Below are 23,733 nucleotides of genomic sequence, written 5' to 3'. Positions count from 1 at the left end.
CAAAAATAAATGCCCTTCTTCAGGTCCCGTCATTGGCCTTCTCGCCCTTTTCAATCAAAGAGTTGACCGCCGTATTAAAATGGTTCGTCATCGCTTTCATCGCTCCTTCCGCGTCCTTGGCGCAAACGCAATCGCAAATATCCTGATGCAAAGAGACAATCTGTTTTCTTTCGGCGTCGGTTCCACTTTGCGCTTCGAGACCGGCATGGATAGAACGTCTGAGTTGTTCATGCAGGGATTGCAATAAAATACCGGACAGAGGGTTGCGAGATGCCCTGGCAATAATGAGATGGAAGTTAATGTCATGCTGAATGAATTTGTCTGTATCGAAGATACAATCCTCAATCTGCTTCATCTCATCCTGTAACTGGCGAAAATCCTCTTCATTGCCGTTGGTCGCCGCCATGCCGGCACTGCCGATTTCAAGCCACTGACGCACGCTCAAAATCTGGGAGACCGACACCTGGTTTGAAGCGATGGCAAAGCCAAAAATAAGCTCAAGCACGCTGCTGTCGAACGCTTTCACTCGCGGGACTTTACCGCTTTTTATCTCCAGAATACCCAGAGCGGATAGCGAACGGTATGCCTCACGGATCACCCCACGACTGACACCCAGCTCCTCAATTAATTTTACTTCGCTTGGAACCGCCATCCCCGGCGTCAGCTGTTGCTGGCTTATCATATCCAGCACGTAATGCTTGATTTGCGAGGACAATGTGTGGCTCTGAATCGGCATCTTTGTATCCATTTTAAACGACTCCAAAATTTACAACTTCAAATGAACTAGATGAAAGCAAAGCAGAAAACATCACGATATTTTCTTCTCTCAGACCACCACCACAATTCAACACCATCAACGGCCCCTTCCGGGCGGTTCTCGCCGCCATTTTACTAAAAATGTGAGCTTAATATCATATATAAAATCATCCCTATCAACCTGTTTGACAGGTTGATAGGTTGCGCGTAATTTTTCCTGTGCAAACACCCGAGCCTGCTCTTAAGGCCAAATAGAAATTGTCTTTTCAGGAGAAAAAAATGTGGTCGAATGATAAAGAGCTGTTCCAACTGATGCGCACCAAGCTGTTCCCCGCCGTTGTGGGGGATATTCTTGATACTATGGGATTTTTACATCAGTTTTTTGCCCCCTCCATTAAACCGCTTCAGATGAATATGGTGGTTGCCGGCAGAACGATGCCGGTGCTCGAAGCCGATGTCTACGAGCTCAAATCCAGCTCTGGGCATAACGAAATCACCCAACAGCCTTTTGGGTTAATGTTTGAAGCACTGGATTCGTTGAAAGAAGACGAGGTGTACATCGCCACAGGAAGTTCTCTGCGTTACGCGCTTTGGGGCGGCCTGATGTCAACCCGGGCTCGTCATCTGAAAGCGGCTGGCGCCGTGCTGGATGGTTATGTACGCGACAGCAATGAAATCCTGGAATTAAATTTCCCCACGTTCTCACACGGCACTTATGCACAAGATCAAGGCCCCAGAGGAAAGGTGATCGATTATCGCGTTCCTATTGAATTTAACGGAATAAGGGTAAACCCAGGCGATATCGTCTATGGCGACCGCGATGGCATCTTAATCATCCCGCAAGAAGTTGAACGTGACGCCATTAGTTTGGCATTAGAAAAAGTCTCCACAGAGAATCGCGTCAGGACGGCCATCAGCAATGGCATGAGCACGGTAGAGGCATTCGAAACCTTTGGCGTAATGTAATTTCACTAAGCCCATAATATTGATTGGCAAGGTGGGTTTATATTTAGTCATACAATATGAGTATGCAATCATGAAACAGAGAAATAAAATAATAACACTCTTGTTTATAGCCAGCATTATTAACTACCTGGATCGGGCTGCATTTTCTGTTGCCATGCCCTATATAAAAGATTATCTACAACTCTCTCCTGCTGAAATTGGTGTAATGCTGAGCAGCTTCTTCTTCGGCTATGCCTTATTTAACTTCGTCGGGGGGTACCTGTCTGACATTTACGGCCCGCGCAAAGTGATGGCCATTGCCATGCTTACCTGGTCGTTATTCTGTGGTCTGACAGGGGTCGCTTTCAGCTACATCATCCTATTTATTATTAGAGTCATTTTTGGGATGAGCGAAGGCCCGGTCAGCACCAACATCAATAAGGTCATCACCCACTGGATCCCGATTCACCAGCGTGCACGCGCCATTGGTATTGCCAATGCAGGCAACCCACTCGGAGGGGCTATCGCGGGCCCCATCGTTGGATTCCTGATCATTATGTGGAACTGGCGAGTGGCCTTTATCATCCTCATGTCACTTGGCTTTGTGTGGACCTTCTTCTGGCTGAAAAACTTTACTGACCACCCTAAAGATCACCCGAAGACCCAGCCTATTGAAATTGAAGAGTTTGAAACGGCTCTGCACAATGCGCCGGTAAACCATGATACCCAGACCAAGCTGCCGTTTCGCTTTTATCTGACACAGCCACTGGTTTTGGCGACCGGCATGGCGTTCTTTGCTATCAACTATATTCTTTATTTCTTCCTGACCTGGTTTCCCAGCTACCTCTCAATGGCAAAAGGGCTGAACATTGCTGAAATGAGCATTGCCTCCTCGATCCCATGGTTACTTGGCAGTGTGGGCATGGTCATGGGAGGCGCTGTCTCCGATTATATTTACAAGAAAAGCGGAAGATTACTTTTTTCCAGGAAGCTGCTTATTGTTGTCGGGCTAATTGCCTCGTCTATATGCATCTGTATTGCCGGGATCGTAGACTCCGTGACCTTTGCCGTCATTATGATGTCATTCGGCATATTCTTTATGTATCTGGCAGCATCATCGCCCTGGTCTATTATTTCCGACAGTATTTCCGCAGATAAAGTGGGTGGCGTGGGCGGCTTTGTTCACCTGCTGGCGAATACTTCAGGCATGATCGCCCCTATTCTGACCGGTTTTATTGTTCAATACAGCGGTGGCAGTTTTATTTCAGCCTTCGTATTAGCTGGTATCGTAGGTATTTTCGGCGCATTAAGCGTAGCGTTATTTGTCAAACCCATTAATTCAAATAAAAAAGCACAACCTCTCACGGACACCTTAACAAACCTGAGGAAACAATAATAATGAAAGCATTAACCATTGATAAAAATTCCCATACCGAGTTCGTCGACATCCCTGAGGCCGTATGCGGTGATAATGATGTTCTTATTGATGTCCAGCGCGTCGGCCTCTGCGGCTCCGATTTAAATACCTACCGTGGGTTTAACCCCCTGGTTATCTACCCTTGCATCCCCGGCCATGAAATTAGCGGCGAAGTTATCCGCACAGGGTGCAATGTCACGACGGCCAAACCGGGCGATCGTGTGGTGGTCTTGCCTTGCACAGAATGCGGAGTTTGCAGCAGTTGCCTTGCTGGCAGGCCGAACGCTTGTAAGCACAATCAAACGCTCGGCGTCCAGCGTCAGGGGGGTATGGCGCAAAGGCTGGTTATCCCAGCGAATAAAATTCTTGTTTGCAATGCCCTGAGCTTTGATGAACTGGCTCTGGTTGAACCTCTGGCCGTTGGGCTGCACGCCGCCCGTCGTGGTGCCATTCAGGTTGGAGAATGGGTGGCCGTGATAGGTTGCGGTGTCATTGGTCTGGGGGCCATAGCCGCTGCTGCAGCAATGGGAGCACGGGTGATCGCCATAGACATAGACGATCGCAAACAGGCCGTGGCTCTGGCCTGCGGCGCTTGCTCATTCATCAATGGGGCAAAGGTCGACCTCGCCGACGAGCTGGGCAGGATCGACGAAGGCCGTGGCCCGGCATTGGTCATTGAGGCAGCCGGGCAAACTTCTTCAATCGAGCAATCTCTCGAACTGGTCGCCTTTTCTGGCCGCATCGTTTACGTCGGCTACGCAAAAAAACCGGTTAACTACAACAGCGCGCTTTTTTTGCTGAAAGAGGTGGATATCCGCGGCTCACGAAACGCCACGGTGGCAGATTTTCGCGCCGTACTGGCCTTGATGGAACAACAGCGCTATCCCCTGCATTCAATTATCACCACTCATTACCCGCTCGACCAGGCAGGTGAAGCCTTTATGGCGTGGGCAGCCGATCCTGGTGCCGTGACCAAAATACTTATCGCCTTTTAACCGCAATTAATCAGAGATTATAACTATGTTAAAAAATGCATTTTCACTCGAAGGTAAAACGGCATTAATTACTGGCGCGGCCAGCGGCTTGGGTTACGCAATGGCTGAATGCATGGTGGGCAGTGGCGCAAAAGTCATCATAGCCGACCTCAATGGCCCACTCGCTCAGCAGGCTGCTGAAAACCTCGGTCCTATGGCAACCTACAGTCAATTTAACGTCAGTGAAACCACCAAAACCCAGGCATGGGTGAACGGTTTGCTCGACCAGGTTGGGCAGATCGACATCCTGGTCAACAACGCGGGCAACCATTGCAAAAAGCCCATCGAGGAGATGAGCGTTGAGGATTTTGAATCCGTTCTTGATGTTCACGTTGTCGCAGCGTTTGCCTTGACCAAAGCGTTAGTCCCGCACATGAAGCAGCATGGCAATGCCAGCGTTCTGTTTACCGCCTCCATGACGTCATTTCTCGGACAGCCCTATGTCGCCGGCTATGCGGCGGCGAAATCGGCCTACCTGGGGCTTATCCGCGCGCTGACCACCGAACTGGCTGGGGCAGGCATACGCGTCAACGGCATCGCCCCGGGCTGGATCGACACACCCATGCTGCGGAAGGCCATTGAAGGAGATGATGAGCGCCGAAATAAAATTCTCGGACGAACCCCGATGAAGAAATTCGGCAAGCCAGAAGACATTGGCTGGGCCGCTACTTATTTGGCTTCAGAGGCAGCCGCCTTTATCAGCGGTCAGGTTCTGGTGGTTGATGGTGGCGCTCTGATTGGTTTCTGATTGATTAGCCAGTGCTATTGCTTGGTGATAGCACTGAATATCCAGTCTAAATAATAAGATCAGGAGGGCTATTATGGAGCAAGTCGCATACAAGATTAATGACGTTGATAATGTCGCTACGGCGCTAACGCCTATACAAACCGGCAAAGTCTCGGTTCGCGGCTGTGGGAATGACACCGTCATCGCCAATGAGAATATCAATATCGGCCATAAAATAGCGTTATGCCCCATTTCCATGGGCGACCCCATCATTAAATACGGCATCAACATAGGCAGTGCGACCCAAGCGATAAAAACCGGCGATTGGGTTCACCTGCACGTTATGCATAGCAACTATGACGAACGCTCATCCCATCTGGATCTGGTGACCGGTGCCCCTAAGGATGTCAAATATGAATAAGTTAGAAAGCCTGAAATCGGTGACGTGGTCAGGTTACCAGCGCCAGAACGGCACCAAGGGGATCCGCAATAAAATATTGGTTATTTACACCGTGGAATGCGCCCATTTTGTGGCCGATAAGATAACCGAAAAAGTGAATGACGCCGAAGTTGAAGCGGTTGGGTTTTCCGGTTGTACCGACAATGAGTACGCCGTAAGAATGCTGATCTCATTAATTCGCCATCCTAATGTCGGTGGTGTCCTTGCCGTAGGGTTAGGGTGTGAGTACATCCAGCCAGAGTGGCTCAGCAATATCGCAAAAGAAGAAGGAAAGCCGACGGCCTGGTTCTATATTCAGCAAACCGGCGGCACAAAAGGCAGCGTGGAGTTAGGCGTTGAGCATGTCAGGAGAATACAGACAGAATTAACGCGCACCAGCCGAGTGCCTATGGGCTTTGCAGACTTGATTATCGGCAGTGAGTGTGGGGGCAGCGACTATACCAGCGGGCTGGCGGGCAATGTGGCGGTGGGCAACTTTTTTGATTGGTTGGTCGATGCGGGCGGTACGGCAATTTTTGAAGAGATCGTGGAAGCCATAGGCTTGATTGATACTTTGTCCCAGCGCGCGGCATCCGAAAGCGCTAAGGATGAAATCGTTGCCACCTACAATAAGGCGCTCGATTACTGCAAATCGGTGAGGCAATACTCGGTCAGTCCAGGAAACTTTGCCGGTGGACTATCCACAATCGAAGAAAAAAGCATGGGCGCCGTAATAAAGAGCGGCTCTCGCCCCATTCAAGGCGTGCTTAAAGTCAGCGGTTGTCCCCAGCGAAAAGGCCTATGGTTACTTGATAGCACGCCAGATCCTCACTGGATGCAATTTGGCATCACTAACCCTAATGATAATGAAGGGCTGATGGATCTTATCTCCTGCGGTAGCCATATTATCTTTTTTGTCACCGGTCGCGGCAGCGTAGTGGGCTCCGTGGTTGCCCCCGTGATAAAAATCACCGGCAACAGCCAAACGTTTGAAAACATGATTGATGATATGGATGTGGATGCCGGCCGGCTGCTAAGCGGGGCCATATCGCAACAACAGCTTTCTCTGGAAATCGCTCAATTGATGGTGGCGATTGCAGCCGGGCAAAAAAGCAAAAGTGAGGAACAGGGCCATAAAGAATATTTTATTCCTTATAAATATCAAAGCAAAGAGGTGCTGATCCCCACGCGATGCGAAAGCTAGCCGTATCAACCGCCGTCAGTCGATGCCTAAAAATGATCAATTTACGGGAGTGAGGCGACATGAAAGCTCCCGTAAACCTCTTGTGACGCAAACGCTCTATTGCGAAAGCAAGGGCTGGAGACCGCAATCTCTTGTCTGGTACCTATCACTCCCATCGCACGGACGAGAAACCGTGGTTAATGGCAGTCCTCATTTTGGGGTAAAGTAGCTATGTGGAATCACACAGGCAGACATTGGACAAAAGATTGCGCCAGCCCATTGTTCTTCTTGTTTATGAATTTTTAGAACTTTGATGGCTAACAATATGCCGTTTTTTTCTAACGTTTAATAAAGCGGCAAACGATCACGTTTTTCTGATTATAGGGAAAATCTTATCCCGCTTATTGACAAGCTTGTCGCACCAGTCACAGCGCGCACTGCGAAAGACAAGTCACATTTCACCCCCAAGTTATCCACAAATTAGGCCACTTTTGTTCACTTGCAAACGCCCTGTTTTCTCACTATCTTGTTACCTCACCGACATACACCCCCTATATATAGTGTTTACATACTGAGCAGAGCTACTACACTTCTGCTTAGGGGCACCATACGGACAGGTAAAACACCACATGAACCAAAGTCTGCTTGTTACTAAACGCGATGGGCGTAAAGAGCGCATCAACCTCGACAAAATCCACCGTGTCATCGACTGGGCCGCGGAAGGGTTAAACAACGTCTCCGTTTCTCAAGTAGAGTTGCGTTCCCATATTCAGTTTTATGACGGCATCAAAACTGCTGATATTCATGAAACCATTATCAAAGCAGCAGCCGATCTGATCTCGCGCGACGCGCCGGATTACCAGTATCTGGCCGCGCGCCTGGCCATCTTCCATCTGCGTAAAAAAGCTTACGGTCAGTTCGAGCCGCCAAAGCTGCTCGCTCACGTGACGCGCATGGTAGAAATGGGCAAGTACGATAAGCATCTGCTGGAAGACTACAGCACTGAAGAGTTCGAGCAGATGGACTCCTTTATCGATCACTGGCGTGATATGAACTTCTCCTACGCGGCCGTTAAGCAGCTGGAAGGGAAGTATCTTGTGCAGAACCGCGTCAGCGGCGAGATCTACGAGAGCGCGCAGTTCTTGTATATCCTGGTGGCCGCGTGCCTGTTCTCCAACTACCCGCGTGAGACCCGTCTGGACTACATTAAACGTTTCTACGACGCGATCTCCACCTTCAAAATCTCACTGCCTACGCCAATCATGTCCGGCGTGCGCACCCCTACCCGCCAGTTCAGCTCTTGCGTGCTGATCGAGTGCGGCGACAGCCTGGATTCCATCAACGCCACTTCCAGCGCCATTGTGAAATACGTTTCGCAACGCGCCGGCATCGGTATCAACGCCGGTCGAATCCGTGCGCTCGGCAGCCCGATCCGTGGTGGTGAAGCCTTCCATACTGGCTGCATCCCGTTCTACAAACACTTCCAGACCGCGGTGAAGTCCTGTTCTCAGGGCGGCGTACGCGGTGGTGCAGCGACGCTGTTCTACCCGATGTGGCATCTGGAAGTTGAAAGCCTGCTGGTGCTGAAAAACAACCGTGGTGTTGAGGGCAACCGCGTTCGTCACATGGACTACGGCGTGCAGTTGAACCGCCTGATGTACCAGCGCCTGATCAAGGGCCAGGACATCACCCTGTTCAGTCCTTCTGACGTCCCGGGCCTGTATGACGCATTCTTCGCCGACCAGGACGAGTTCGAACGTCTGTATACCAAGTACGAGCAAGACGACAGCATTCGCCAGAAACGCGTGAAAGCGGTCGAACTGTTCTCGCTGATGATGCAGGAACGCGCCTCTACCGGCCGTATCTACATCCAGAACGTTGACCACTGCAACACCCACAGCCCGTTTGATCCGCAGATCGCGCCGGTGCGCCAGTCCAACCTGTGCCTGGAAATTGCCCTGCCGACCAAACCGCTGGACGACGTCAACGACGAAAACGGCGAAATCGCCCTGTGTACGCTGTCCGCCTTTAACCTGGGCGCCATCGAAAGCCTGGACGATTTGGAAGAGCTGGCTACCCTGGCAGTGCGCGCATTGGACGCCCTGCTGGATTACCAGGACTACCCAATCAAAGCCGCACACCGTGGTGCCATGGGTCGTCGCACCCTGGGTATCGGCGTGATTAACTACGCTTACTATCTGGCGAAAAACGGCGTGCGTTATTCCGATGGCAGTGCCAACAACCTGACTCACAAGACATTCGAAGCTATCCAGTATTACCTGCTGAAGGCCTCGAACCGTCTGGCTCAGGAACAAGGGGCTTGCCCGTGGTTCAATGAAACCACCTATTCGCAGGGGATCCTGCCGATCGACACCTACAAGAAAGATCTGGATGTCATCTGCCAGGAGCCGCTGCACTACGACTGGGAAACCCTGCGTAAAGAGATCAAGGAAACCGGTCTGCGCAACTCAACCCTGTCGGCGCTGATGCCTTCGGAAACCTCTTCGCAGATTTCCAACGCCACCAACGGCATTGAGCCGCCACGTGGTCACATCAGCATCAAAGCGTCGAAAGACGGCATCCTGCGCCAGGTGGTGCCGGAGTACGAACGTCTGAAAAACGACTACGAGCTGCTGTGGGAAATGCCGAACAACGACGGCTACCTGCAACTGGTCGGTCTGATGCAGAAGTTTATCGACCAGTCGATCTCTGCCAACACCAACTATGACCCAACCCGTTTCCCGGGCGGCAAGGTGCCAATGAAGCAGCTGTTGAAAGACCTGCTCACCACCTACAAGTTTGGTGTCAAGACGCTGTACTATCAGAACACCCGCGACGGCGCGGAAGACGTCCAGGAAGATTTGTTGCCGGCCAAGGGCGGCGATGATGACTGCGAAAGCGGCGCCTGCAAGATCTAAAGTTTGAAACAGCGGGCCGGAACTCTTCCGGCCCCTTCATTTAGCCACGATACGATGGACTCAGGCTTATGGCTTACACCACATTTTCTCAGAATAAAAACAACCAGTTGCTGGAACCGATGTTTTTCGGCCAGTCGGTTAACGTTGCGCGTTTCGATCAGCAAAAACATGAAATTTTCGAAAAACTGATTGAGAAACAACTGTCCTTCTTCTGGCGCCCGGAAGAGGTTGACGTTTCCCGCGACCGTATCGACTACCAGGCGTTGCCGGAACATGAAAAACACATTTTCATCAGCAACCTGAAATACCAGACGCTACTGGATTCGATTCAGGGCCGCAGCCCGAACGTGGCGCTGCTGCCGCTGATCTCGATCCCGGAATTGGAAACCTGGGTGGAAACCTGGTCATTCTCTGAGACCATCCACTCACGTTCTTACACCCATATCATCCGTAATATCGTTAACGATCCGGCGCTGGTGTTTGACGATATCGTCACCAACGAAGAGATCCTCAAGCGTGCGAAGGACATTTCCGGCTACTACGACGATCTGATCGAGATGACCGGCTATTACCATCTGCTGGGTGAAGGCACGCATCAGGTCAACGGCAACACCGTTACCGTTAGCCTGCGCGCGCTGAAAAAACAGCTGTATCTGTGCCTGATGAGCGTTAACGCGCTGGAAGCCATCCGCTTCTACGTTAGCTTCGCCTGTTCATTTGCCTTCGCGGAACGCGAACTGATGGAAGGCAACGCCAAAATCATCAAGCTGATCGCCCGTGACGAAGCGCTGCACCTGACCGGTACCCAGCACATGCTGAACCTGATGCGCTCCGGTGCCGATGACCCGGAAATGGCAGAAATCGCCGTTGAGTGTCAGCAACAGTGCTACGATCTGTTCGTGTTGGCGGCCGAGCAGGAAAAAGAGTGGGCGGAATACCTGTTCCGTGACGGCTCGATGATCGGCCTGAACAAAGACATTCTGTGCCAGTACGTGGAATACATTACCAATATCCGCATGCAGGCAGTGGGCCTTGGCCTGCCGTTCGCCACCCGCTCTAACCCAATCCCATGGATTAACGCCTGGTTGGTCTCCGACAACGTGCAGGTTGCACCACAGGAAGTGGAAGTCAGCTCCTACCTGGTAGGGCAGATCGACTCGGAAGTCCATGCCGACGACCTGAGCGACTTCGAACTCTAAGCGATGGCATCATCAATCGTGACGCTGCGTACCACGGGTACGCAGCTTGCCTGCCCCAAAAGTGAAAATTGCCTGCTCGACGTGCTCGAATTGCACGACGTTGAGGTGGAGTATCAGTGTCGTTCCGGCTACTGCGGCGCCTGCCGCCTGAAGCTGGTAAAAGGTGAAGTGACCTACCGCCAACAGCCATTGGCGTTTATCAACCAGGGTGAAATCCTGCCTTGCTGTTGCATGCCGCTGACGGATATCGAGTTGGAAATCTGATTTTCAAGAACATCCTTCAATCACCTGAATATACCCTATGACTTTCGAGTTGTAGCCAACAACGCTGCAGCTTGAAAGACGACGGGTATAAATACCAAAATCGTAATACATACAACGGCTAACGAGTGAAACACCTGCTTTAACTGCATGCTTGCCTCCTTGCTGTGAAGAGGCTAGCGTAACGGTGTCTAGGCGGTATGTGCAGCCCCATTCTGATTGAGAGTCAATACAGTTTGGGGCTTTCATCTATCCGCCTTGCCACACAATGCCCAAGACCAACAGTCTCAAGCCTCCCTATTCGATAATCTCCAGCGTCTCCAGCCAGGCATTCCTGCCGCATACCGGCCCACCGTTCAACCACCGCCGCAGCATGTCTAGCGCCAGCATCGCCACCGACTCTTGCCTTAACCGCAGGCTATGCCGCGCAGCCCGATAACGTACCGTCTGCCCGATGCTGCCTTTTGGCGTATGCAGCCCAATGCTCACCCGATCGCCGCTCATGGCGCTGACCGCCAATGCCAGCTGCGCCCCGGTCAGTTCCGCCAACGAACGAGCGCGCGCCAACGTGGTTTCCAGCGTTTCCACGCAGTGCGACGGCAACAATTCACCACCGGCCAACGGCGCCCCTTCGCTTTGCAGTTGCAGATTGATCAGCCCGGCGCTGAACTGTTCGCTCAGCGCCAACTTCAGCCCTTGCTGATTCAACCGCTGTGTCAGCACTGCCGGCAGGCCAAGGGTTCCTTCAAACAGGGTGTTATCACCCGCAACCTGACGAACCCGCTCCCACGCTTGCTCCATCGCCGCACGCTGGGCAACCGGGCCGGTCAGCTTCAGTTCAATGATCGGGCTGGAGGAACGATAACCCAGAACCACATCCGGCGGCAGCGGCATGCCGTCCAGCTCAGCAGCCAGATCGCTTTCCGAAGTACCAAAAGTGGTTAACCGCAGGCACAGCGGTGGTGCCGGTAAGGTAAAACGCTGACGCAGGCGCGGCACAATTTGCTGTTCGACCATCACTTTGAATTCAGATGGCACGCCGGGCGTGAAAAACATCATGCATCGGTTCAGTTGCAAAGCAAAACCACAGGCGGTGCCAACCGGATTGTCGAGCATCTCTGCGTTAGCGGGGATCTGCGCCTGCTTGCGGTTTGAGGCCGCCATCGGCCTGCCGCGCTCGGCAAAATACGCCTCGATACGCGCCATCCATTCAGCATGTTCAACCAGCTCGACGCCGCAGGCGGTCGCGGCCGCCTGAGCACTGAGATCGTCACTGGTCGGCCCCAGACCGCCGTTAACGATCAGCACGTCGGCGATATGACTGCGTTCCTGTAATGTTTCGATCAGAGAGGAGAGACTGTCCCCCACCGTTTCACGGCCGCTCATCGGCATGCCCTGCTGGAACAGATAGTCTGCCAGCCAGGCGGCGTTGGTATCTATAATTTGCCCGTGTAGCACCTCATCACCGGTGCTGAGCATCTCCACCCTTAACATTGATCTCTCCCACATTTTCCGATCTTTCCACTATAGAAGCCTGTAAATAAGTTTTCACTAGGTACCACCAGTTAATTTCGGTTAAAGGCATTTTTTTGCGAGATAGCGCAGCCTGCAACATCGTAAAGATAAGTTAACAGCACCCGTAACGTCCGTTTGACACGAAATATTCCATCAACTATCCTGCCGCACTTAGAATCAGTTACCTATAATTTTCCAAAATCTTTGGTTGATAGAGAAAAACGTGAAAAATCGCACGCTTGGCAGTGTATTTATCGTAGCAGGAACCACCATCGGCGCCGGGATGCTGGCAATGCCGTTGGCGGCGGCCGGTGTAGGCTTCGGCGTCACCCTGGCTCTGTTAGTCGGCCTGTGGCTGTTGATGTGTTATACCGCACTGCTGCTGGTTGAAGTCTATCAACATGAACAGGCCGATACCGGCCTCGGTACCCTGGCAAAGCGCTACCTCGGCGGCGGCGGCCAATGGCTGACCAGCTTCAGCATGATGTTTTTGATGTATGCCCTGACTGCCGCCTATATCAGCGGCGCCGGTGAATTGCTGGCGGCCAGCATCAGCCAGTGGACGTCGCAGGACTTCCCCACCACGCTTGGCGTCTTGCTGTTTACTCTGGTGGCCGGCGGCGTAGTCTGCATCGGTACCCACTCGGTCGATCTGTTTAACCGTATTCTGTTCAGCGCCAAAGTGGTGTTTCTGATTGTCATGCTGGGCCTGATGCTGCCCAATATCCACCAGACCAACCTGATGACGCTCCCACTGGAGCAAGGGCTGGCGCTGTCGGCCATTCCGGTGATCTTCACGTCGTTCGGCTTTCACGGCAGCGTGCCAAGCATCGTGAACTACATGGGCGGCAACATCCGCAAGCTGCGTTGGGTGTTCATTATCGGCAGCGCCATTCCGCTGATAGCCTATATTTTCTGGCAGTTGGCCACGCTCGGCAGCATCAGCTCCACCACTTTCGTCGGTATCCTGGCACAGCAAGCCGGTCTGAACGGCCTGTTGCAGGCGGTGCGCGACGTCGTGGCTTCCCCACATGTCGAACTGGCGGTGCATTTGTTTGCCGATCTGGCGCTGGCAACCTCCTTCCTGGGGGTAGCGCTCGGGCTGTTTGATTTCCTGGCCGATTTGTTCAAGCGCCAGGATAACGTACGAGGCCGTCTGCAGACCGGTGCCATCACCTTCTTGCCGCCGCTGGCTTTCGCGTTGTTCTATCCACGTGGCTTTGTGCTGGCGCTGGGCTTCGCCGCCATCGCACTGGCAGTGCTGGCGTTGCTGCTACCGTCAATGCTGGTGTGGAAAACGCGTCAACAGCATCAGGCGAAATACCGCGTCTGGGGGGGGACTCCGGCGCTGGCGGTGGTGTTTGTCTGCGGGGTGACGGTGATTGCCATTCAGGTGGGTATCGCCAGCGGTATCCTGCCGGCCGTCGGCTAATAGATTTTTCGATAAAACGAAGGGGCCAATTGGCCCCTTCGCTGTTTGTATCAGAAGCTCAGACCCACGCCAACATAAGGGCCATCGGCCAAGGTGTTGTCACGACGCCCGTCCTTACCTTGCATCTGAATATAGCGGTAACCCACATCTACGCTAAGCGGGCGGAAAACCGTCCAACGCAGGCCGCCGCTGGCTTCGTTGTAAGCCTTAACGCCACTGGTCAGTGATTCCGGGGCGAAATAGCCTTCGCCATGCAGGCTGAGAGAACGCGTGATTGCCCAGTCAAGACCGCCGCCCAGTGCCAAAGCCCCACCGCTCTTACCGTCCTTCGGGCTCAGATACAGCGCCTTGCCCCCTAACGTCGCAGTCAACGGTCCCAATGGCAGGCCGAAGTTCAGCCCCAGGCTGCCAACGTTGCCGTTATGATCGCTACGGGCCCAGTTACCCGTTAAACCCAAACCGCTGGTGCCTGTGTCCTGACCGAAGCCGAGGTTGGTGTAATGCTTGCCGGCTTCGCCAGACAGGCTGAGCGCGTTCGCCGCACCGGTCATAAACAGCATGCTTGCCGCGTAGGCGACCAAAGTCTTTTTCATCGTCTATCCCTCTTGCTACTTCATCCATTAAGAATGATATGAGTTAACCCGTAATAATACCGTCACGAGTCTATACCAAACCACAACCAGTTCTTAAGGGATAAAAGCGAAAAAATTCTTCTGTAATCAAATGAATGTAAAGTTTTGCAAGGAAAAGCGTCCTCCCGGGTGGCAATAGCAACGATAACCCAGACCTATTTGCCGAGTGCGTTCAATAGGTCTACAACTAGTAGTGGCATTGATTAGGGTCAGGGTGAGAACGCCCTGGCGGATTATGATGAAAGCTTGAGTCGCCCAAGTCTTCACTCAATTGCAATACGATAAGGAGCAAGTGATGAGCAAGAAAGGACTGACCACCGCAGCCGGAGCCCCGGTTGTCGATAATAATAACGTGATCACCGCAGGTAAACGCGGCCCGATGCTGCTGCAGGACGTTTGGTTCCTGGAAAAGCTGGCTCACTTCGACCGTGAAGTGATCCCCGAGCGCCGCATGCACGCCAAAGGATCCGGCGCCTACGGCACTTTTACCGTCACCCACGATATTACCCAGTACACCCGCGCAAAAATCTTCTCTGAAATCGGCAAGCAAACTGACATGTTTATCCGCTTCTCCACCGTAGCCGGTGAGCGCGGGGCCGCCGACGCCGAACGCGACATTCGCGGTTTCGCGATGAAGTTTTATACCGAGGAGGGTAATTGGGACCTGGTGGGTAACGACACCCCGGTGTTTTACCTGCGCGACCCGCTGAAATTCCCCGATCTTAACCACGTGGTCAAACGCGATCCGCGTACCAATCTGCGCAACCCAACTTATAAATGGGATTTCTTCTCGCTGTCGCCGGAAAGCCTGCACCAATTGACCATAGACTTCAGCGACCGCGGCATCCCGAAATCTTACCGCCATATGCACGGCTTCGGCAGCCACACCTTCAGCTTTATCAATGCCAACAACGAGCGCTTCTGGGTTAAATTCCACTTCCGCTGCGAACAAGGCATTGAAAACCTGATGGATGACGAAGCGGAGGCGATCATTGCCAAAGACCGTGAAAGCTCACAGCGCGATTTGTATGAAGCCATCGAGCGGGGTGATTACCCGCGCTGGAAACTGCAGATTCAGATCATGCCGGAACACGAAGCCTCGCAGACGCCTTACAACCCCTTCGATCTGACCAAGGTATGGCCGCACGGCGATTACCCGTTAATCGACGTTGGCTTCTTCGAGCTGCACCGCAACCCGGAAAACTACTTCGCGGAAGTGGAACAAGTGGCGTTGAACCCAGCCAACGTAGTGCCTGGGGTCAGCTTCTCGCCGGATAAAATGCTGCAGGGTCGCCTGTTCTCTTACGGGGATGCCCACCGCTACCGTCTGGGCGTTAACCATCATCAAATCCCGGTTAACGGCGCAAAATGCCCGTTCCACAACTACCACCGCGACGGCGCGATGCGCGTGGACGGCAACAGCGGTAACGGCGCGACCTACGAGCCAAACAGCTTTGGCCTGTTCCAGGAGCAACCGGACTTTAGAGAGCCACCGTTGAGCATTGAAGGAGCCGCCGACCACTGGAATCACCGTGAAGACGGGGATTACTTCAGCCAGCCGCGCGCGCTGTTCAACCTGTTGAGCGCGGAAGAACATCAGCGTATGTTCACCCGTATCGCCGGTGAGCTGTCGCAGGTGCCGGAACAGATCCAGCGCCGTCAGGTCGATTTGTTCACCCAAGTGCATCCGGATTACGGCGCTGGCGTAGCCAAAGCGCTGGGTCTGAAATAACCGTCGGCAGTCACTGAGGCCGTTGACAAAGTGCTCTGTTGTTTAATAGTAGGGGCGCTGCATGCTGCGCCCGATAGCATAATCAATGGGTTAAATCGGGTCGAACATGTTCGACCCCTACCGGTTTAGCCGTTTCGCAGGTTTGTCAGCAGTCTGAGGCCGCCTTTGGGCGGCCTTTTTTATCGATGGGATAGCTGTTGAGCCACCCATTGCTGCAGTTGACGGCGGGAGATCTTGATCCCCCCGGTTTTCAACTCGGCGGGCATCGCCAACAAAGCAACCGGCCGTTGGAAATTCACCAGACGATCCTGCGACCACGCCAGCAGATCTTCCAGCAAAAGCGGTACCCCACTGTCGATCACTGCCACCGGTCGTTGGCCAAACTCGGCGTCATCCACCGGCACTACCACCACCTGCAAGATCTGCGGGTGAGCCGCCAGCACGCGTTCGATATCCTCCGGCTGAATACCTTCCCCACCGCTGAAAAACAGATTATCCAACCGGCCAATGATCCGCAGTTCACCCTGTTCCATGACGCCGCGATCGCGGGTATGAAACCAGCCTTGATCATCGACGAGCGGCAGCAACGCACCGCGTTGCCAATATCCCAACGCCAGACTCAGCGCACGGATCCACACTTCCTCATTCACCAGCTTAACTTCCCGACCAGCCAATGGCAGCCCAACGCCTGGCAGCCCGTCAGCGCGCTTGGCACACACCGTGGAAGCCAGTTCGGTCAGGCCGTAGCCGCACCAACAGCGAATGCCTGCCGCCTCCGCCTGCGCGGTCAGCTCTGGCGTGATCATCGCGCCCCCGAGCAGCACTTTCTTCAACGTCAGCGCCGCCAGCGGCTGCGCCAACAAACGCCAAAGCTGTGTCGGCACCAGCGAGGCATGGGTACACCCTGCCAATGCGTCAGCCAGAGGATGCATATCACGCACCACCAGTCCGCCCCCCGCCGCCAGCCAGCGCCAGACAATGCCCTGGCCAGAAACGTGAAACAGCGGTAAAGACAGTAGCCAGCGGTCCTGAGGTTGGAAGTCCATCAGCCGCAGTACGCCTTCGGCGCTGGCCAGATGCGCGGCATAGCTGTGCGCAGCGGCCTTTGGTCTGCCGCTGGAGCCGGAGGTCAAGGTCAGCGTCGCCAGCCGTTGCGCATCCCAACGCGGTGGATTCAGCCAGCGAGATTCGGTAGAGGGAGGGGTTAAAGGGATGATCGTTGCCGGTAAGGTCGGTAACCGGTCCGGACTGAAAGCAAAATCGATATCCAGATCAGGCAGCAACGTCGCCAACTGGGCCGCGGGCAGCGCCGGATTCAACGGCAGCAGCCGCGCACCGCACTGCAACAGCGCCAAATAAGCCAACAGCAGCGGGTAACTGTTCTTGCCGCATAACGCCACGCCACAGCCGGGCTCGACGCCCTGATGCTGAAAATCTGCCGCCAGCCTATCCACCTGACGGCGCAACACCAGCCAACTCACCGGCTGGTGCCCCACCGTTACCGCCGTCGCCTGTGGCCGTCGCTGCGCCCACTGCCGCCACGGCCAGTCTTTTAGCTGCGCCATAAACACTCCAGCGCTGATGTATCCAATAGCGGCAGTTCGCTGTCCGGCCAGGGGCGTAGCAGCTGCGCCTGCATCAGATCCAGCGTGTCCAGTCCAGGTACGGTATTCGGCGTCAGCCAGTGCGCGATGCGTGCCAGTTGCGTCAACCCCAGGCTCGATTCGATGCTGGAGCTGATCACCGCCGTTAACCCCGCCGCATGGGCCTGCTCCACCAGGGTACGGCAACGAACCAGACTGCCGGTCAACGTTGGTTTAATGACGATCGCCGCCACGCCCGGTTCGGCCTGCACCACAAAGTCCGCCTCACGCACGCTTTCGTCCCAGGCGATAGCAATGCCGGTCCCCAGCGCGAAATCCCGCGATTCATCACGGGTTTTGCAAGGCTCTTCAAGGAAAGCAATGCGTTCACGCAGCGCTGGTGCCACGTATTTAGCGAACCCGTCCGCCTTGGCACGAGTCCAACTGCGGTTGGCGTCCAGCCGCAGACGCAAATCGGGCAGGGCTTCCAGCAAGACGTTGACTATCATGCCGTCGCGCACCGCCTCATACAGCCCAACCTTCACCTTGGCAACTTTCTCTCCCGGCAGCGCGGTCAATACCGCGAACAGTTCGTCAGGATCGCCGGTACACAGCGGCGCTTTGCGGTAATCTGCCTGCAGCGGCAACCGCTGTTCCAATTCCGCCAACGCGCAGCTGGTGCCGAACGCTACCGAAGGCAACGGGCTGTCTGACGGCAAGGTCCCGCCTTGCCAGTCCTGTACCCAACGCAGCGCAGCCTGCTCGGCCTGCGCCAGCGTTTCCTGGCTGAACTCCGGCAGCGGCGCTATCTCACCCCAACCTTCCTGCCCGCCCTGCTGCAGATGGATCAGCAAACCATCGCGGGTTTTCAGCCGCTGGTTGCGCAGCACCACGCCAGCCTCCATCGGCAGGCTGTAACGGTAAACGGCGGCGTTACGGATCGGAGCATTCATTACGGATTACGCTTGAATTTGCTGAAGTCCGGCTGGCGTTTTTCGTTGAACGCGTTGCGCCCTTCCTGACCTTCGTCAGTCATGTAGAACAGCATGGTGGCGTTACCCGCCAGCTCCTGCAGACCGGCCTGACCGTCGCAGTCGGCATTCAGGGCCGCTTTCAGGCAGCGCAGCGCCATCGGGCTGTTTTGCAGCATTTCACGACACCAGCGTACGGTTTCTTTTTCCAGGCTCGCCAAGGGCACCACGGTGTTGACCAGGCCCATGTCCAGCGCGGCGGCAGCGTCATACTGACGGCACAGGAACCAGATCTCGCGCGCTTTCTTCTGGCCGACGATTCGTGCCATGTAAGAAGCGCCCCAACCGCCATCAAACGACCCCACTTTCGGCCCGGTCTGGCCGAAGATGGCGTTATCCGCCGCGATGGTCAGGTCACACATCATATGCAATACGTGACCGCCGCCGATCGAATAGCCGGCAACCATCGCCACCACGGGTTTCGGGCAGGTGCGGATCTGGCGCTGGAAGTCGAGCACGTTCAGATGGTGCACGCCGCTTTCATCCTGATAACCGCCGTAGTCGCCGCGCACTTTCTGATCGCCGCCGGAGCAGAAGGCTTTGTCGCCGGCGCCGGTGAGAATAATGGTGCCGATGCCGTCGTCGTAGCGGGCATTGGACAGCGCTTCGATCATCTCTTTCACCGTGTGCGGCCGGAAGGCATTACGCACCTGCGGACGGTTAATGGTGATTTTAGCGATACCGTCGCTGGACTTGTGGTAGAGGATATCTTCGAAATCACCGGAGCAATCCTGCCACTCGATGGCGGCGTACAGCTGTTCTTCATTCGGATAGAGCATGTTCTGTTCCTTTAACCAGGGTTAACGAGAAAAGTGCGCAGTTCGGCGACGAAATCCTGCGGATTGGCCAGGTGCGAGTTATGCCCGGCCTGCGGCACGATGCGTAACGGCAACCCGGCGTCACGCGCCAACTGCTGAAATTTGTGATCGTCGGCACCGCACAACACCACCAGCGGTATCGCCAGCTGTTGCAATTGCGGCACCAGACAGGGCTGCTTGCCCAGCGAAGTGGCTTCCAGCATGTCCGCCACTGCCGCGCCGGAATTGTCCTTGCGGGCACCGATCAGCGCATCGCGGTGCACCGCGCTGAGATTGGCGAAGACCGGCTGCTGGTACCAATCCGCCAGCACCTGTTCAATGGGGTCGTGGCGGAAACGTTCCGCCCAGGCCGCATCGTGCGTCAGACGTTGAGCACGCAGGGCCGGATCGGCCAGTCCGGGATTTCCGCCTTCAATAATCACCCCTTGCAGGCCGGTAGTGTCGCCGCAGCAGGCGTGGTACATGGCTATGCGCCCACCCAATGAATAGCCCACCAGCCAATAGCGTTCGATGCCGTGCATCTGCAAGGTGCTGCTGATTTGCGCGCTGATATCGTCAAAGCTGCTGCAGGTCACCGCAACGGAATCGCCGTGGCCCGGGAGGTCGATCGCCAGCGACGGCCACTCCGGGCAGCGGGAAGCGATCACCCGCCATTCATTGTTGTTGCCCAACAGGCCATGCAGCCAGATTAACCAGGGCCGATCGGCTTCGCCCTGTTGCAAGACTTTTGTCGCCAGCATTATTGCTCCGCCATCTGTTGCACCAGATGCTGCAACGTCTGTGCACCATCGCTCGGCGGCACCTGCAGCTCAATCAGCGTGGCACCGCTGTGGCGCCACCCCTGTTCCACCGCCTGCAGCAACTGTCCCCAGTTTTCCGGGCGGGCGTAAGCGAGTTGGAACATCGCTGCGGCATGGCTGAACTCCACGTCCTGCGGCATGCAGTAGAAGCGCTGCCGGTCTTCTTCCGGCGTTGGCAGCAATGAAAAAATCTGGCCGCCATTATTATTGACCACGATCAGCACCGTTGGCGCAGAGCATTGGCGCAGCAGCGCCAGCGCGTTCAGGTCATACAGGGCGGAAAGATCCCCCACCACCGCCAGCGTTGGTTTGGCGGTGGCCCGCTGCACGCCTGCGGCGGTAGAGATCAGGCCGTCGATGCCGCTGGCACCGCGGTTACTGAACACCGGATAACCCGCCGGCAAGCGGGTCAAGGCATCAATCAAGCGTACGATCAGGCTGTTGCCCAGAAACAGCTGGCCGTTTTCCGGTAGCAGCTCCGGCAGGCGGTGCGCCAACTGCGCCTCGCCAAAGCGGTTGACCAGGTGGCCCGAGACTGCGTCCAGCGCGTTATCCGCCAGCTGCGTCAGTTCATCCGCCCAAGGGGTGCGAGGCTGGGCCGGATGCAACTCAAGCCACTGCGCCACGCTGGAACGAATGCGCCGCCCCCGGTGGTGCGCCGGGTCGAGTCGCCCCGGTAAATCGTCGAGCAACCAATATTCCTGCGGCTGGCACTGCTCCTGCCACTGCAGCAGGCGTTTACCGGTCAGGCTGCTGCCGAACTGCACCACCAGTTGCGCATCCGCCAGCCGTTTTTGCGCCTGCGGCTGAGCCAACCATAAATCGGCACAGGGCAGCGGTTGCCCGGTCTGAGACAAGACGTCGCCTATCAATGGCCAGCCGAGCATGGCGGCCCATTGCGCCACCTGCTCACCCTCCTCCGCACTCATGCGGCCTGCCACTACCACGCCCCGTTTTTGCCGCCAGAAGAACCAGTCTGGCTGTTTGAGCACCACGTGTGGATCCATTTCACGCAGCCAGGGCTGGCTGCCTTGCCACCAGTCGCCAAGCGTCGCGGACCAATCGTCGTACTGCTGCTCATCGCCGCCGTACAGCGGTTCGGCAAAGGGGCAGTTAATATGCAGCGCGCCGTGATGCAAACGTGCCATGGCGCTGTCGAGGGTGGAAACCAGCCAACTGGCGGAAATATCCGGCGTCGGGCGCGGCAGATCGAGACTCAAAGATGGATGGCTGGCATACAGGCCGTTTTGGCGGATGGCCTGATTGGCACCGCAGTTGATCAGCTCAGGTGGACGATCGGCAGTGAGAAACACCAGCCGTTCGCCGGTCAGCCCGGCTTCGATCAAGGAAGGGTACAAGTTGGCGGCCGCGGTGCCGGAAGTGACGATGACCGCCACCGGCTCCCGTGACGCCTTCGCCAGGCCAAGCGCCAAATGGCCCAGCCCGCGCTCGTCAAAATGGGTATGGCAGATAAAAGACTTGTTGGCCGCCGCAGCCAGCGTCAAAGGCGTAGAGCGCGATCCCGGAGCGATACAAACATGCCGCACTCCATGGCGAGCCAGCGCTTCCAACAGCAACGCCGCCCACCGGCGATTAAAAACACTTGTCGACATAGTTCGCTCACAAGTCGGTTAACAGAATCTGCCTCTGGCACCCGCCGATCGGCGGCATACCAAAATGATGTTCTGCATTATATGAGTAGTTATCTTTACGACTTTTGCGCCAGCGCAAAAACGCCGTACATCCCGGTGACTTTATGGTAGACAATTAATTGATTTAGAACAAAAAATAAACATAAAAATCACACGCAGTTTACACTCACCGCGCCGTTCTCTCAATAAATCCGTAACCCAAGCAGGGAAATTCAGGGCAAAGCGTCTGGCTGTAACAACGTCAGCAACCCGGCGGCCTTGTTTTCGATCTCCAGCCACTCTTCGGCGGCGTCGGAACCGCTCACGATACCGGCCCCGGCGTACAGCCGTAATCGGTCGCCGTCTAACTGCGCGCAGCGTAGCGATACGCAAAACTCGCTGCGGGACGCGGACAAATAGCCGGCAGAACCGGCATACCAGCCGCGGGAGAAGGGTTCATGCTGCAGGATAAATTCGCGTGCTGCCTGACGCGGCAAGCCGGCGACCGCCGCAGTGGGCTGTAACCGATGCAAGCAATCGGCATCGTCCTCACGTTTCAGCCGGCCTTCAATACGGCGCCGCAGGTGCTGCACCTTACGCAAACGCACCACTTCCGGCGGCAACACATCCACGGCATTAGCTCCCCCTTGCAGGCGCTGGCAGATGTCGTCCACCACCAGCAGATTTTCGCGCCGGTTCTTGCCATCCTGCAGCAACCATTGCGCCAGGGCCTGAGCCTGTTGGTGTTCGGGGTGATTAGCCACGGTGCCCGCCAGAGCTTCCGTCAGCAGTTGACGCCCCTTGCGTAGATACAGCCTTTCCGGGCTGGAACCGAGAAAGGCGGAATCTGCATCAAATCGCAGCATATAGTGGTAACATCGGTGGTTCACTCTGCGGCTGGCTTCCATCATCGCCGGCGCAAACAACGGGCCATCCAGCGTCAGTAGCGTACTGCGCGCCAACACCACCTTCTCCATCTGTTGCCGATCTATCGCCTTCAGCGCTTCGTGCAACATGGTTTCCCACCCGGCACGTTCCGGTTGATGCTGCACCTTTCTCACTTTCGCCTTTAATGGCGTCATAGGCCGTGCAGCCACGCTATTTTCCAGCCAGCACTCGGCGACGAGCGCATCGTCGCGTAGCGAGCTTTCAGAAAACAGATTCAGCATTAATTGTGTTTCGCCCTCACGGGTCAAAATTTCCAGGCGTGGCAAAAATAAATGCGCCGTGCCATCGAAGGCGTTCAGCCCCCACACCCGCGCACCTTCATGCGCCTTGAGAAATGCCTGTGCTTGTTCCGGTTGGGTAAACAGGCGCAGAGCACCGCAGGCCGCGGCCTCTTCATGCCCGTCGCGATGATGCCAGTAAAACTGAGGGAATGTCGGCTGTGCCGCTAACCATGCCAGCAAGGGAGTGGTCAACGGCGCGGGAACGGGAAGTGCAAGCTGGCGGAAGCCGCCCGCCACGGGAAAATGTTGTTCAAACTGCCGGCGTAATCGCCGCAGCAATGCCGAAAGTTGTTCCACGGCCACCTCAATAACCAAACTTAATGTAGGGAATTATACGGTAAATCAAGGATCAACGGCGGAAAAATAGCGCCATAACGCCAACGGCAGGGCCCGCAAATTGTTTATTAAAATTAAACAATCAGCTCAAAAAGCGGCCAAGAATGCATTGTAC

At 55.2% G+C, this 23,733-nt stretch carries 20 protein-coding genes; 11 read left to right on the top strand and 9 right to left on the bottom strand.

Annotated features, from left to right (window positions below; genetic code table 11):
• Nucleotides 1-19: 19 nt before the first annotated feature.
• Nucleotides 20-748, bottom strand: coding sequence for a FadR/GntR family transcriptional regulator (locus tag AC1RKC_RS15715; protein WP_420284473.1), 729 nt, complete (start codon nucleotides 746-748; stop codon nucleotides 20-22).
• 287 nt (nucleotides 749-1,035) lie between these two features.
• Here AC1RKC_RS15715 and AC1RKC_RS15710 point away from each other — a divergent pair, with 287 nt between their 5' ends.
• The 9 genes from AC1RKC_RS15710 to yfaE all read left to right on the top strand — a co-directional run bounded on the left by AC1RKC_RS15710 (nucleotide 1,036) and on the right by yfaE (nucleotide 10,882).
• The gene (locus AC1RKC_RS15710; RefSeq protein WP_493092285.1) at nucleotides 1,036-1,722 is read left to right on the top strand and encodes an RraA family protein; all 687 of its coding nucleotides are present in this window, start codon (nucleotides 1,036-1,038) and stop codon (nucleotides 1,720-1,722) included.
• Nucleotides 1,723-1,792: 70 nt separating this feature from the next.
• Entirely contained in the window at nucleotides 1,793-3,097 is a 1,305-nt protein-coding gene (locus tag AC1RKC_RS15705; RefSeq protein WP_046373069.1) for an MFS transporter, read from the top strand.
• A gap of 2 nt (nucleotides 3,098-3,099) precedes the next feature.
• A complete protein-coding gene (locus AC1RKC_RS15700) occupies nucleotides 3,100-4,113 on the top strand; it encodes a zinc-binding alcohol dehydrogenase family protein (RefSeq protein ID WP_493092284.1) in 1,014 nt (337 codons plus the stop codon).
• 25 nt (nucleotides 4,114-4,138) lie between these two features.
• On the top strand, nucleotides 4,139-4,900 hold the full coding sequence (locus tag AC1RKC_RS15695) for an SDR family NAD(P)-dependent oxidoreductase (RefSeq protein WP_493092283.1): 762 nt from the start codon (nucleotides 4,139-4,141) through the stop codon (nucleotides 4,898-4,900).
• Nucleotides 4,901-4,973: 73 nt separating this feature from the next.
• Complete coding sequence (locus AC1RKC_RS15690) at nucleotides 4,974-5,300, top strand: UxaA family hydrolase (RefSeq protein ID WP_020827811.1); 327 nt, start codon at nucleotides 4,974-4,976, stop codon at nucleotides 5,298-5,300.
• Nucleotides 5,293-6,522 carry a UxaA family hydrolase gene (locus tag AC1RKC_RS15685; protein WP_493092282.1) on the top strand — a complete coding sequence of 410 codons (1,230 nt, stop codon included), beginning with the start codon at nucleotides 5,293-5,295 and terminating at the stop codon, nucleotides 6,520-6,522. The genes AC1RKC_RS15690 and AC1RKC_RS15685 overlap by 8 nt, the downstream gene beginning before the upstream one ends.
• Before the next feature lie 608 nt (nucleotides 6,523-7,130).
• The gene (gene nrdA / locus AC1RKC_RS15680; RefSeq protein WP_020827813.1) at nucleotides 7,131-9,419 is read left to right on the top strand and encodes a class 1a ribonucleoside-diphosphate reductase subunit alpha; all 2,289 of its coding nucleotides are present in this window, start codon (nucleotides 7,131-7,133) and stop codon (nucleotides 9,417-9,419) included.
• Nucleotides 9,420-9,487: 68 nt separating this feature from the next.
• Nucleotides 9,488-10,618: a class Ia ribonucleoside-diphosphate reductase subunit beta gene (gene nrdB / locus AC1RKC_RS15675; RefSeq protein WP_020827814.1), complete on the top strand. Its 1,131-nt coding sequence runs from the start codon at nucleotides 9,488-9,490 to the stop codon at nucleotides 10,616-10,618.
• 3 nt (nucleotides 10,619-10,621) lie between these two features.
• Nucleotides 10,622-10,882: a class I ribonucleotide reductase maintenance protein YfaE gene (yfaE, locus tag AC1RKC_RS15670; protein WP_048759285.1), complete on the top strand. Its 261-nt coding sequence runs from the start codon at nucleotides 10,622-10,624 to the stop codon at nucleotides 10,880-10,882.
• 294 nt (nucleotides 10,883-11,176) lie between these two features.
• Here yfaE and AC1RKC_RS15665 read toward each other — a convergent pair whose 3' ends face one another.
• The gene (locus AC1RKC_RS15665; protein ID WP_046373064.1) at nucleotides 11,177-12,373 is read right to left on the bottom strand and encodes a nicotinamide mononucleotide deamidase-related protein YfaY; all 1,197 of its coding nucleotides are present in this window, start codon (nucleotides 12,371-12,373) and stop codon (nucleotides 11,177-11,179) included.
• A 244-nt stretch (nucleotides 12,374-12,617) separates the two neighbouring features.
• Here AC1RKC_RS15665 and tyrP point away from each other — a divergent pair, with 244 nt between their 5' ends.
• Entirely contained in the window at nucleotides 12,618-13,826 is a 1,209-nt protein-coding gene (gene tyrP, locus AC1RKC_RS15660; RefSeq protein ID WP_041414776.1) for a tyrosine transporter TyrP, read from the top strand.
• A 50-nt stretch (nucleotides 13,827-13,876) separates the two neighbouring features.
• On the opposite strand, the gene AC1RKC_RS15655 is transcribed toward tyrP, so the two are convergent.
• Complete coding sequence (locus AC1RKC_RS15655) at nucleotides 13,877-14,419, bottom strand: YfaZ family outer membrane protein (RefSeq protein WP_493092281.1); 543 nt, start codon at nucleotides 14,417-14,419, stop codon at nucleotides 13,877-13,879.
• Nucleotides 14,420-14,753: 334 nt separating this feature from the next.
• Here AC1RKC_RS15655 and katA point away from each other — a divergent pair, with 334 nt between their 5' ends.
• Nucleotides 14,754-16,190 (top strand): catalase KatA, encoded by a 1,437-nt coding sequence (katA, locus tag AC1RKC_RS15650; RefSeq protein ID WP_020827819.1) that lies wholly within the window; start codon nucleotides 14,754-14,756, stop codon nucleotides 16,188-16,190.
• A gap of 179 nt (nucleotides 16,191-16,369) precedes the next feature.
• Here katA and menE read toward each other — a convergent pair whose 3' ends face one another.
• The 6 genes from menE to menF all read right to left on the bottom strand — a co-directional run bounded on the left by menE (nucleotide 16,370) and on the right by menF (nucleotide 23,579).
• Entirely contained in the window at nucleotides 16,370-17,755 is a 1,386-nt protein-coding gene (gene menE / locus AC1RKC_RS15645) for an o-succinylbenzoate--CoA ligase (protein WP_493092280.1), read from the bottom strand.
• Nucleotides 17,743-18,714 (bottom strand): o-succinylbenzoate synthase, encoded by a 972-nt coding sequence (gene menC / locus AC1RKC_RS15640; RefSeq protein ID WP_261286990.1) that lies wholly within the window; start codon nucleotides 18,712-18,714, stop codon nucleotides 17,743-17,745. Before menC ends, menE begins: the two co-directional genes overlap by 13 nt.
• 11 nt (nucleotides 18,715-18,725) lie before the next feature.
• Nucleotides 18,726-19,583, bottom strand: a complete 858-nt coding sequence (gene menB / locus AC1RKC_RS15635; protein WP_020827822.1) for a 1,4-dihydroxy-2-naphthoyl-CoA synthase — start codon at nucleotides 19,581-19,583, stop codon at nucleotides 18,726-18,728.
• Between the two features lie 11 nt (nucleotides 19,584-19,594).
• Nucleotides 19,595-20,362: a 2-succinyl-6-hydroxy-2,4-cyclohexadiene-1-carboxylate synthase gene (gene menH / locus AC1RKC_RS15630; RefSeq protein ID WP_174574472.1), complete on the bottom strand. Its 768-nt coding sequence runs from the start codon at nucleotides 20,360-20,362 to the stop codon at nucleotides 19,595-19,597.
• Nucleotides 20,362-22,035, bottom strand: a complete 1,674-nt coding sequence (menD, locus tag AC1RKC_RS15625; protein WP_187961702.1) for a 2-succinyl-5-enolpyruvyl-6-hydroxy-3-cyclohexene-1-carboxylic-acid synthase — start codon at nucleotides 22,033-22,035, stop codon at nucleotides 20,362-20,364. The genes menH and menD overlap by 1 nt, the downstream gene beginning before the upstream one ends.
• Before the next feature lie 251 nt (nucleotides 22,036-22,286).
• On the bottom strand, nucleotides 22,287-23,579 hold the full coding sequence (menF, locus tag AC1RKC_RS15620) for an isochorismate synthase MenF (RefSeq protein ID WP_262243918.1): 1,293 nt from the start codon (nucleotides 23,577-23,579) through the stop codon (nucleotides 22,287-22,289).
• Nucleotides 23,580-23,733 lie beyond the last annotated feature (154 nt).

The sequence above is a fragment of the Serratia sp. GW822-FHT06E05 genome (assembly GCF_058799445.1).
The sequence above is the reverse complement of the archived record's forward strand: the minus strand, read 5'-3'. Positions and strand labels throughout refer to the sequence as shown.